This window comes from Pseudomonas sp. PA-1-6B, assembly GCF_021609545.1.
Classification (GTDB): domain Bacteria; phylum Pseudomonadota; class Gammaproteobacteria; order Pseudomonadales; family Pseudomonadaceae; genus Aquipseudomonas; species Aquipseudomonas fluorescens_BV.
The window spans coordinates 1-9,913 of record NZ_WJZM01000100.1; the positions used below are offsets into that span (position 1 = coordinate 1).

Consider the following 9,913-nt stretch of genomic DNA (forward strand, 5'->3'; position numbering starts at 1 on the left):
GATTTGGGGGGCCGCCGCCACGCGCCATCCATGGCGCGGGGCGGCTAAACCGGCATCCCTGCCGGTTTACCCCCCAAATCCCTGTCGAATTCCGGCCAGCGTGGTTTGACGGGGCGCTTAAGATCAAAATCAAAAGCAGATCAAAAGCAGATCAAGAGCGGCTCGCTTCGCATCGTGGTTAGCGTTGAGCGCTATGTCGTTGTATCAGGAACAAATGGGCTAACTGAGCCACCGCTATCGCAGGCAAGCCAGCTCCCACAGTTGGTTGGTGTATGGGCCTCATGAGCAATCAGTAATCGTCACCCTGCTCAGTGACATCCCGCTCCACCGGCCCCGCATCCGGGTCGTAGCCCGCCGGGAACTTGCCCTTCAACGTCCAGGCAAACGCAATGATCTCGGCAATCGTGCGGTACAACTCTTCCGGAATGCTGTCCCCCAGTTCCATGCGCGCCAGCAGCTTCACCAACTCGGCGTTTTCATAGATCGGTACTTCATTCTCCCGTGCCAGCTTGAGGATGGCTTCGGCCAGGGCATCATCGCCTTTGGCTGTCAGGGTAGGGGCCTGTTGGCCGTCGTACTTGAGGGCGATGGCCTGGCGGGGCGGGTCGGCGTTTTTCATGCGGTTTCGTCCACCCAGCGTTGCTCCAGTCCGGTTTTTGGCCCGCGTGGCGGGGTGCCCAGGTGGCAATCCAGGTCGCCGACGTTGAGCCCGGATGAGACCAGGCGCTCACGCAGGCTGCCCAAGTGGCTTTCGATCAGGCTGGCCGTGAAAGGGCGGCTGGCCCATAACTGGCTGGACAGTTTGCCCTGGGACAGCTGCGCCTGAACTTGCAACGGCCCCAGCGGCTCCATGTCGAAGGCCAGTTCGACGCGCCAAAGCATCTGTTTCGGGTCTTTTTTATCCTTGCGCTCGGGCTGGTCCTTGTCTGGCGCGGGCTCCTCGCGTTGGAACTTGACCTGCAACGGCACGATGTCTTGCAGGGTGCGCATGGGAATCTCCAACTGCCAGGTCGTTTGCAGGCGTCCGTCGGCGGTGGTGCCGGTCTGTTCCAGGCTCGACAGTTGATGGCTCTGCAAGCGCGAGATCGCCCCGGCGGCCAGGCGTAGCAGATTTTCCAGGTCGCCTTCACCTTCCAGTTTTGCCATCAGTCTTTCGGGCAGCGGGAAGCCGGCGGGTGTCTGCCGGGCGCCGACCTGGCCGAGGGTGTTCAGCGGGCTGCGCACAAAGTGCGGCAACACCTGGGCCAGGGTATTGGCGGCGAGGATCGCATTCAGGTTGGTGCTGGCGGGCAGGGCGGGCAGCAGGTCTGCGACCAGGCGTAACAGCGCGCCTTTCATGTCCAACGGTGGGATTTGCGGGTTCTGGCCCGCGAGCAGTTTGGCTTCCAGAAAGGCGCCGCTGTTCTGCACCACCTGAGCCAGCACCTTGGGGTTGCTGACCTGTGCCAGATCGGGCAAGGCCGCCAACAATCGCTCGGCGGCGGCCCGCAGCTCGGCCGATGTGCTGTCGCCACGGGGCAGGTTTTGCAAGGCGGTGAACACCGCATCCAGCGAGCCTTGGCGACTTTGCTGGGTGGCAAGCTGCTGCGTCACGGCCAGTTGGTCCTTCAAGCCGCTTAGCGGTACGAAGTTCAGGGTCTGCGCGTTCTGCACCACGGCACTGAGCAAACTGCCCACCCTCAGCGGTTGAGGGCTTTCCAGGGTGAGGGTGGCACCGGCCAGGGCGTTATTGAGCACACTCACCAGCGAGCGATAGATCGCCGGTTGCGCCGTGCCCTGGGGTAGCATCTGCGTGGTCAGCACCTTGGCTTGCAACAACGTACCCACCGGCATCTGGTGGGGGTCGAGGCGAGTGAGAGCGGCCACGTTGGCACTCATGGCTTGCTGCAAGGTAATGGCCAGGTTGCCCGCAGGCGTCTGGCTCACCGCCACATTGCTGCCTAGAGGCAAGGGTTGGGCACTGCTGGCCTGCACCAGCGTCTGGCGACCGCCTTCGAGGGTCAGTTTGAGCAGTAACTGAAAGGCCTCGCCGCCTTGTTTAAGCGCGATGACCTCGGCGTTCACGGTTTTCCCCGGGTCGATCAACCCAGCCTGCGGCTCCAGCAGTTTGAGCAGCTCGCCGGCGGCCGGCAGCGGTGCGGGCCCGGGCGCGGAGGTTGGCGGCAGTGGAGGAAGGTTGATCTCACCGGTCATCGTGCGCATCGTCTCTGGGGAAATTGCCCTCTTTAGAGTAGGGCATCGCATGTATAATGCCGCCCGTCTGCAAAGAGAGCGGTAAAAACCTCACAACTATTTGATCCAGCTCTCTAAAATCGGTCGCCAAAGCCGTTATTGTGCATCTCTCTATAACGGCCGCTGCACCGCCGACTTGAACCGTAAAGGCCCGCGATCTTTTGACCAGCCCTCTTCTTGAAGCCGTAGCGCTTGCCTGTGAACGCGACCTGCGCCTGCTGTTCGAGCAACTCGACCTGCGGCTGACGGGTGGGGACATGGTGCAAATCAGTGGCCCCAATGGCAGCGGCAAGACCAGCCTGCTGCGCCTGCTGGCCGGGCTGATGCAGCCGACGGCCGGCGTGGTGCATCTCAACGGCAAGCCCTTGAACGAACAGCGTAGCGAGCTGGCGCGCAACCTGATCTGGATCGGCCACGCCGCCGGCATCAAAGACGTACTCACTGCTGAAGAAAACCTCAGTTGGCTCAGCGCCCTGCATCATCCTGCTTCCCGTGACGCCATCTGGCAGGCCCTGGCCGCGGTGGGCCTCAAGGGCTTTGAGGACGTTCCCTGCCACACCCTGTCCGCCGGCCAGCAGCGCCGCGTGGCCTTGGCCCGCTTGTACTTGCCCGGCCCGCCGTTGTGGATTCTCGACGAGCCTTTCACCGCCCTCGACAAACAAGGCGTGGCTCAACTCGAAGTACACCTGGCCCAGCACTGCGAGCAAGGCGGCCTGGTGGTGCTCACCACCCACCACACCTTGGCGCGCATGCCCGCTGGCTACCGTGAGTTGGACCTGGGGCGGTGGTCGCTATGAGTGTGTTCGCCCTGTTGGTCGCCCGCGAAGCCCGGCTGTTGTGCCGTCGCCCCGCCGAACTGGCCAACCCGCTGGTGTTCTTTGCCATCGTGATCGCGCTGTTCCCGCTGGCGGTTGGCCCGGAGACTAAACTGTTGCAAACCTTGTCCCCAGGACTGGTGTGGGTCGCCGCGCTTTTATCGGTTCTGCTCTCGCTGGACGGGCTGTTTCGCAGTGATTTCGAAGACGGTTCCCTGGAGCAGTGGGTCCTTTCGTCGCACCCGTTGCCACTTCTGGTACTGGCCAAGGTGCTGGCACACTGGGTTTTTTCCGGCTTGGCGCTAGTCTTGCTCTCGCCACTGCTTGCCATGATGCTTGGGTTGCCCGTTGAATGCCTGCCGGTGCTGCTCCTGTCTTTGTTACTCGGCACGCCGGTGCTCAGCCTGTTGGGGGCGGTGGGCGCAGCGTTGACCGTCGGCTTGAAACGGGGCGGGCTGTTGCTGGCCCTGTTGATTCTGCCTTTGTATATCCCGGTGTTGATCCTGGGCAGTGGCGCGTTGCAAGCCGCGCTCATGGGCATGCCGGCGACCGGTTACCTCTTGTGGCTGGGTAGCCTGACCGCCCTGGCGGTAACCCTGACACCTTTTGCTATAGCCGCCGGCCTGAAAATCAGCGTCGGTGAATAATGAGGTCTGACCCGGCGTCAATGACGCTGAGTCAGTAAAGACCCTGAGCTTTTCGCCACGACGAAAAGCACCGTGATGGAAACAGCAATGAACTGGACCTGGTTTCACAAGCTCGGCTCGCCCAAATGGTTTTATGGCATCAGTGGCAAGCTGCTGCCGTGGTTGAGTATCGCCGCCATCCTGCTGATCGGCACCGGCCTGGTCTGGGGTCTGGCCTTTGCGCCGCCGGACTATCAGCAAGGCAATAGCTTTCGCATCATCTATATCCACGTACCTGCCGCGATGCTGGCCCAGTCCTGCTATGTGATGCTGGCGGTGTGTGGCATCGTCGGCCTGGTATGGAAGATGAAGCTGGCCGACGTGGCCCTGCAATGCGCCGCGCCGATCGGTGCATGGATGACCGCCGTGGCACTGGTGACCGGTGCGATCTGGGGCAAGCCGACCTGGGGCTCATGGTGGGTGTGGGATGCGCGCCTGACCTCGATGCTGATCCTGCTGTTCCTGTATTTCGGCCTGATTGCCCTGGGCAACGCCATCAGCAACCGTGACAGCGCCGCCAAGGCCTGCGCGGTGCTGGCGATTGTCGGCGTGATCAACATCCCGATCATCAAGTACTCGGTGGAGTGGTGGAACACTCTGCACCAGGGCGCCACCTTCACGCTCACCGAAAAACCGGCGATGCCCGTGGAGATGTGGGCGCCGTTGCTGTTGATGGTGCTGGGCTTCTACTGTTTCTTCGGCGCCGTATTGCTGCTGCGCATGCGCCTTGAAGTACTCAAGCGTGAAGCCCGTACCAGTTGGGTGAAAGCCGAAGTGCAAAATTGCCTGGGAGCACGTGGATGAGTTTTGCTTCTTTCAGCGATTTTCTCGCCATGGGCCACCACGGCCTGTATGTCTGGACGGCCTATGGCATCTGCCTGGCGGTGCTGGCCCTCAACGTCGCCGCGCCGATCCTGGCCCGCAAGCGTTACCTGCAACAAGAGGCGCGACGTCTGCGCCGGGAGACCGAAAAGTGAATCCGCTGCGTAGAAAGCGTCTGTTGATCATTCTTGCCATCCTGGCCGGCGTCGGCATTGCCGTGACCCTGGCCCTGAGCGCCCTGCAGCAGAACATCAACCTGTTCTACACGCCCACCCAGATCGCCAATGGCGAGGCACCGGTCGATACGCGCATCCGCGCTGGCGGCATGGTAGAGCAGGGCTCGTTGAAGCGTTCCGGCGATTCGTTGGACGTGACCTTCGTCGTCACCGATTTCAACAAGGCCGTGACCATCACCTATCGCGGCATCCTCCCGGACCTGTTCCGGGAAGGCCAGGGCATTGTCGCCCTGGGCAAGCTCAACGCCGATGGCGTGGTAGTGGCTGACGAAGTGCTGGCCAAGCACGATGAAAAATACATGCCGCCCGAGGTCACCAAAGCCTTGAAAGACAGCGGCCAAACCGCTCCCGCCACCCCAGTCAAGGAGGGCTGAGCCATGACGTCCGCACTGTTTATTCCGGAGCTGGGCCAGTTGGCGATGATCCTCGCGCTGTGCTTTGCCGTGGTCCAGGCCGTGGTGCCCTTGCTCGGTGCCTGGCGCGGCGACCGCCTGTGGATGAGCCTGGCGCAGCCGGCCGCCTGGGGCCAGTTTGCCTTCCTGCTGTTCGCCTTTGGGTGCCTGACCTACGCCTTCATGACCGACGATTTTTCGGTCGCCTACGTTGCCAACAACTCCAATAGCGCTTTGCCCTGGTACTACAAGTTCAGCGCCGTGTGGGGTGCCCACGAAGGTTCATTGCTGTTGTGGGCCTTGATCCTCGGCGGCTGGACTTTCGCCGTCTCGGTGTTCTCGCGCCAATTGCCGCAAGTGATGCTGGCGCGGGTGCTGGCGGTGATGGGCATGATCAGCATCGGCTTCCTGCTGTTCCTGATCATGACCTCCAACCCGTTCACCCGCATCCTGCCGCAGATCCCGGTGGACGGTCACGACCTCAACCCGTTGCTGCAGGATATTGGCCTGATCGTGCACCCGCCGATGCTCTACATGGGTTATGTGGGGTTCTCCGTGGCCTTCGCGTTTGCCATCGCCGCCTTGCTCGGCGGGCGTCTCGACGCCGCCTGGGCGCGCTGGTCACGGCCATGGACCATCGTTGCCTGGGCCTTCCTCGGTATCGGTATCACCCTGGGCTCATGGTGGGCCTACTACGAACTCGGCTGGGGCGGCTGGTGGTTCTGGGACCCAGTGGAAAACGCCTCCTTCATGCCGTGGCTGGTGGGTACCGCGCTGATTCACTCCCTGGCCGTCACCGAAAAACGTGGCGTGTTCAAGAGCTGGACGGTACTGCTCGCCATCGCGGCGTTTTCCCTCAGCCTGCTCGGCACTTTCCTGGTGCGCTCGGGCGTGCTGACCTCGGTGCATGCGTTTGCCTCAGACCCTGAGCGCGGCGTGTTCATCCTGATCTTCCTGCTGTTTGTCGTCGGCGGCTCGCTCACCCTGTTTGCCTTGCGCGCGCCGGTGGTCAAAAGCCAGGTCGGTTTCAACCTGTGGTCGCGGGAAACCCTGTTGCTGGGCAATAACCTGGTGCTGGTGGTAGCCGCGTCGATGATCCTGCTCGGCACCCTCTACCCGCTGGTGCTGGACGCCTTGAGCGGCGCCAAGCTGTCCGTGGGGCCGCCGTACTTCAATGCGTTGTTCATCCCGCTGATGGGCCTGTTGATGGTGGTGATGGCGGTCGGCGTGCTGGTGCGCTGGAAAGACACCCCGGTGAAATGGCTGGCGGGCATGCTGATGCCGGTGCTGCTCGGCAGCGTGGCCCTGGCGGTGATCGCCGGGTTTGCCTACGGCGACTTCAATTGGGCGGTACTCGCGACGTTCCTGCTGGCAGCCTGGGTGTTGCTCGCGGGGGCGCGGGACATCGTCGACAAAACGCGCCACAAGGGTTTGCTCAAGGGCCTGCCCACCCTGACCCGCAGCTATTGGGGCATGCAGATCGCCCACATTGGTATCGCGGTGTGCGCCCTTGGGGTAGTGCTGTCCAGCCAGAACAGCGCCGAGCGCGACCTGCGCCTGGCGCCGGGCGAGTCCATGGACCTGGCCGGTTACCACTTCATCTTCGAAGGTGCCAAGCACTTCGAAGGGCCGAACTTCACTTCCGACAAAGGCACGGTGCGCGTAGTGCGCAATGGCAAGGAAATCGCCGTGCTGCACCCGGAGAAACGCCTGTACACCGTGCAGAGTTCGATGATGACCGAGGCTGGTATCGACGCCGGTTTCACCCGTGACCTGTATGTGGCCCTCGGTGAACCCTTGGGCGACGGGGCCTGGGCCGTGCGCGTGCATGTCAAACCCTTCGTGCGCTGGATCTGGTTCGGCGGTTTGCTCACCGGGTTCGGCGGGTTTCTCGCAGCGCTGGACCGGCGCTATCGGGTCAAGGTCAAGAGCCGGGTGCGTGAAGCGCTTGGCCTTTCGGGAGCTGCGGTATGAAGCGTTGGTTGATGGTTGTGCCGCTGGCGTTGTTCCTGCTGGTGGCGGTGTTCCTGTATCGCGGGTTGTACCTGGACCCTGCCGAGCTGCCTTCGGCGATGATCGGCAAGCCGTTCCCCGCCTTCAACCTGCCAACGGTGCAGGGTGACAAGACCCTGACCCAGGCAGACTTGCAGGGCAAGCCGGCGCTGGTCAACGTGTGGGCCACCTGGTGCATCTCTTGCCGCGTCGAACACCCGGTGTTGAACAAGCTGGCCGAGAAGGGTGTGGTGATCTACGGCATCAACTACAAGGACGACAATGCGGCGGCCGTGAAGTGGTTGGCGGAGTTTCATAACCCGTACCAGCTGGATATCCGCGACGAAGACGGCAACCTGGGATTGAACCTGGGTGTGTACGGCGCGCCGGAAACTTTCTTCATCGACGCCAAAGGTGTGATCCGCGACAAGTACGTCGGCGTGATCGACGAAACGGTGTGGCGTGAGCAACTGGCCGCCAAGTACCAGGCCCTGGTCGATGAGGCCAAGCCATGAAGCGTTGGTTGACCGCTGCCGTTTTAGCCCTGGGCCTGGCCGGCGTGGCCCACGCCGCCATCGACACCTATGAATTCGCCAACGACGCGCAGCGTGAGCGTTTCCGCGACCTGACCAAGGAACTGCGCTGCCCCAAATGCCAGAACCAGGACATCGCCGACTCCAACGCCCCGATCGCCACCGACCTGCGCAGAGAGATTTTCCGCATGCTGGGGGAGGGCAAGGACGACCAGCAGATCATCGACTTCATGGTCGACCGCTACGGTGATTTCGTACGCTACAAACCGGCACTCACCGGCAAGACCGCGCTGCTGTGGTTTGGCCCGGCCGGGCTGTTGCTGGCCGGCGTGGTGGTAATGGCCGTGATCGTGCGTCGGCGCCGTGTCGCACCGATTGATAGCGCCGATGCGCTGTCCCCTGAAGAGCGTAAACGCCTCGACCAATTGCTGGACACCAAGACTGATGATTGATTTCTGGCTCGCAGCCGGTTTGCTGCTACTGATTGCCCTGAGTTTCCTGTTGATCCCTGTGTTGCGTGGCCGTCGTGCCCAGCGTGAAGAGGATCGCACCGCGTTGAACGTGGCGCTGTACCAGGAACGCGTCGCCGAGCTGCAAGCGCAGCAGGACGAAGGTGTGTTGAATACCGCGCAGCTCGACACCGGCCGCGCCGAAGCGGCCCGTGAGTTGCTGGCCGACACTGAAGGTGTGGAAAAGCCCCGCGAATCGCGGTTAGGCAAACCGCTGCCGTTTTTGGCGGCGTTTCTGGTGCCTGTGCTGGGCGTTGCGCTGTACCTGCATTATGGCGCGAGCGACAAGGTTGAACTGACCCGTGAGTTTTCCCAACCGCCGGTGTCCATGGCCGACATGACACGCCGCCTGGAACGCGCCGCCGCTGCACAACCGGATTCGGCAGAAGGGTTGTACTTCCTTGGGCGCGCCTATATGGCCCAGGACCGTGCCGGCGATGCCGCCAAAGTCTTTGAACGTACGGTTGCGTTGGCCGGGCGCCAACCGGAACTGCTCGGCCAATGGGCCCAGGCGCAGTACTTTGCAGACAACAAACAATGGTCGCCTCAGGTTCAAGCGCTGACCGACGAAGCCTTGAAGCTCGATCCCAAGGAAGTCACCAGTCTTGGCCTGTTGGGTATCGCTGCCTTTGAGGGCCAGCGTTATCAGGAAGCCATCGACTACTGGAACCGCCTGCTCGCGCAACTGCCGCCAGAAGACAATTCCCGTGTCGCCCTGCAAGGCGGGATTGATCGCGCGGCAGAGAAGCTCAAGGAGAGCGGTGGCAGCGTGGCTCCGGCGCCCAAGGCGCTGCTGACCGTGCGGGTGGACTTATCTGCCGAAGTGAAGGCCAACGTCCTGCCAGGCGACAGCGTGTTCATCTTTGCCCGCGCCGTAAACGGCCCCCCGGCGCCCTTGGCTGCGAAGCGTGTGACCGTCGACGCATTGCCGGTCACCGTCGAACTGGGCGATGCCGACGCGATGATGCCGCAGTTGAAACTGTCCAACTTCCCCGAAGTCCAACTGGTTGCGCGCATATCCCGGGCCGGCCAACCGACCACTGGCGAATGGATCGGTCGCAGCCAACCGTTGGCCAGCAACACCACTGCGTTGCAGCAATTGACCATCGACACTCCGGACCAGTAACTCTGAGGACACGCCCATGACCGCATTTGCACGCATCACCTTGCTCAGCCTGGTACTCGGCCTGAGCGCCTGTGCGGTCCACCGCCCACCTCCGGCGCCGACCGGCCCGACTATTCCACCGTCTGGCCCCTCGACCCAGCCGAGCACCAAGCCCAGCACCAAACCTTCCGGCCCGGTGACGCCACCGGCCAAACCGCTGCCAAGCAAGTCGCCGACCTTTGCTCCACCGCCGGGCGCTGCCAGCCACTGGGACGGCAAGATGCAGGTGTACGTGCTCGACGATCAGCCTGATACCTTCTACCGCCAGCGCACTTACTACCGTTGGAGCAACGGCTGGAGCCGCTCCATCAGCCCCAACGGGCCATGGGAAGAGACCAACGTGCAAGGCGTGCCGCCGGGGTTGAGCAAGCAGTACGCGCAATGACAAAAGGCGGCCTGAGGGTTAATGCCAGTCAGTTAAGACAGAATCGGTAACTGTGGCGAGGGAGCTTGCTCCCGCTGGGGCGCGAAGCGGCCCCAAAAATGGGACTGCTACGCAGTCCAGCGGGAGCAAGCTCCCTCGCCACAAGT

12 protein-coding genes are annotated in these 9,913 nt (G+C 62.6%); 10 read left to right on the forward strand and 2 right to left on the reverse strand.

Translation table 11 applies throughout. The features are described 5' to 3' along the window. Positions 1 to 289: 289 nt before the first annotated feature. A complete protein-coding gene (locus GIV35_RS26745; protein WP_213154043.1) occupies positions 290 to 619 on the reverse strand; it encodes an EscU/YscU/HrcU family type III secretion system export apparatus switch protein in 330 nt (109 codons plus the stop codon). Then, positions 616 to 2,193, reverse strand: coding sequence for a flagellar hook-length control protein FliK (gene fliK, locus GIV35_RS26750; RefSeq protein WP_223024322.1), 1,578 nt, complete (start codon positions 2,191 to 2,193; stop codon positions 616 to 618). Before fliK ends, GIV35_RS26745 begins: the two co-directional genes overlap by 4 nt. A gap of 200 nt (positions 2,194 to 2,393) precedes the next feature. Between fliK and ccmA the strand changes: the two genes are divergently transcribed. The 10 genes from ccmA to GIV35_RS26800 all read left to right on the forward strand — a co-directional run bounded on the left by ccmA (position 2,394) and on the right by GIV35_RS26800 (position 9,767). Next, positions 2,394 to 3,029, forward strand: coding sequence for a cytochrome c biogenesis heme-transporting ATPase CcmA (ccmA, locus tag GIV35_RS26755; RefSeq protein ID WP_200648830.1), 636 nt, complete (start codon positions 2,394 to 2,396; stop codon positions 3,027 to 3,029). Beyond that, positions 3,026 to 3,694 carry a heme exporter protein CcmB gene (ccmB, locus tag GIV35_RS26760; protein ID WP_014717701.1) on the forward strand — a complete coding sequence of 223 codons (669 nt, stop codon included), beginning with the start codon at positions 3,026 to 3,028 and terminating at the stop codon, positions 3,692 to 3,694. Before ccmA ends, ccmB begins: the two co-directional genes overlap by 4 nt. An 87-nt stretch (positions 3,695 to 3,781) precedes the next feature. Further along, positions 3,782 to 4,537, forward strand: a complete 756-nt coding sequence (locus GIV35_RS26765) for a heme ABC transporter permease (RefSeq protein WP_054899080.1) — start codon at positions 3,782 to 3,784, stop codon at positions 4,535 to 4,537. Next, entirely contained in the window at positions 4,534 to 4,710 is a 177-nt protein-coding gene (gene ccmD, locus GIV35_RS26770; RefSeq protein WP_003172771.1) for a heme exporter protein CcmD, read from the forward strand. The genes GIV35_RS26765 and ccmD overlap by 4 nt, the downstream gene beginning before the upstream one ends. Continuing rightward, positions 4,707 to 5,165, forward strand: coding sequence for a cytochrome c maturation protein CcmE (gene ccmE, locus GIV35_RS26775; RefSeq protein WP_014717703.1), 459 nt, complete (start codon positions 4,707 to 4,709; stop codon positions 5,163 to 5,165). The genes ccmD and ccmE overlap by 4 nt, the downstream gene beginning before the upstream one ends. Before the next feature lie 3 nt (positions 5,166 to 5,168). After that, positions 5,169 to 7,157: a heme lyase CcmF/NrfE family subunit gene (locus GIV35_RS26780; RefSeq protein ID WP_236265624.1), complete on the forward strand. Its 1,989-nt coding sequence runs from the start codon at positions 5,169 to 5,171 to the stop codon at positions 7,155 to 7,157. Continuing rightward, on the forward strand, positions 7,154 to 7,690 hold the full coding sequence (locus tag GIV35_RS26785; protein WP_054920121.1) for a DsbE family thiol:disulfide interchange protein: 537 nt from the start codon (positions 7,154 to 7,156) through the stop codon (positions 7,688 to 7,690). The genes GIV35_RS26780 and GIV35_RS26785 overlap by 4 nt, the downstream gene beginning before the upstream one ends. After that, positions 7,687 to 8,160: a cytochrome c-type biogenesis protein gene (locus tag GIV35_RS26790; protein WP_213154044.1), complete on the forward strand. Its 474-nt coding sequence runs from the start codon at positions 7,687 to 7,689 to the stop codon at positions 8,158 to 8,160. Before GIV35_RS26785 ends, GIV35_RS26790 begins: the two co-directional genes overlap by 4 nt. Next, complete coding sequence (gene ccmI, locus GIV35_RS26795) at positions 8,153 to 9,343, forward strand: c-type cytochrome biogenesis protein CcmI (protein ID WP_223024324.1); 1,191 nt, start codon at positions 8,153 to 8,155, stop codon at positions 9,341 to 9,343. The genes GIV35_RS26790 and ccmI overlap by 8 nt, the downstream gene beginning before the upstream one ends. 16 nt (positions 9,344 to 9,359) lie before the next feature. Continuing rightward, positions 9,360 to 9,767 (forward strand): hypothetical protein, encoded by a 408-nt coding sequence (locus tag GIV35_RS26800; protein ID WP_057976697.1) that lies wholly within the window; start codon positions 9,360 to 9,362, stop codon positions 9,765 to 9,767. The last annotated feature ends 146 nt before the right edge of the window (positions 9,768 to 9,913 follow it).

Coding starts and splice junctions, on each gene's coding strand:
- GIV35_RS26780 (WP_236265624.1), top strand. CDS start 5,169: ATGACGTCCGCACTGTTTATTCCGGAGCTGGGCCAGTTGGCGATGATC.
- GIV35_RS26790 (WP_213154044.1), top strand. CDS start 7,687: ATGAAGCGTTGGTTGACCGCTGCCGTTTTAGCCCTGGGCCTGGCCGGC.
- GIV35_RS26745 (WP_213154043.1), bottom strand. CDS start 619: ATGAAAAACGCCGACCCGCCCCGCCAGGCCATCGCCCTCAAGTACGAC.
- ccmB (WP_014717701.1), top strand. CDS start 3,026: ATGAGTGTGTTCGCCCTGTTGGTCGCCCGCGAAGCCCGGCTGTTGTGC.
- GIV35_RS26765 (WP_054899080.1), top strand. CDS start 3,782: ATGAACTGGACCTGGTTTCACAAGCTCGGCTCGCCCAAATGGTTTTAT.
- GIV35_RS26800 (WP_057976697.1), top strand. CDS start 9,360: ATGACCGCATTTGCACGCATCACCTTGCTCAGCCTGGTACTCGGCCTG.
- GIV35_RS26785 (WP_054920121.1), top strand. CDS start 7,154: ATGAAGCGTTGGTTGATGGTTGTGCCGCTGGCGTTGTTCCTGCTGGTG.
- ccmI (WP_223024324.1), top strand. CDS start 8,153: ATGATTGATTTCTGGCTCGCAGCCGGTTTGCTGCTACTGATTGCCCTG.
- fliK (WP_223024322.1), bottom strand. CDS start 2,193: ATGACCGGTGAGATCAACCTTCCTCCACTGCCGCCAACCTCCGCGCCC.
- ccmD (WP_003172771.1), top strand. CDS start 4,534: ATGAGTTTTGCTTCTTTCAGCGATTTTCTCGCCATGGGCCACCACGGC.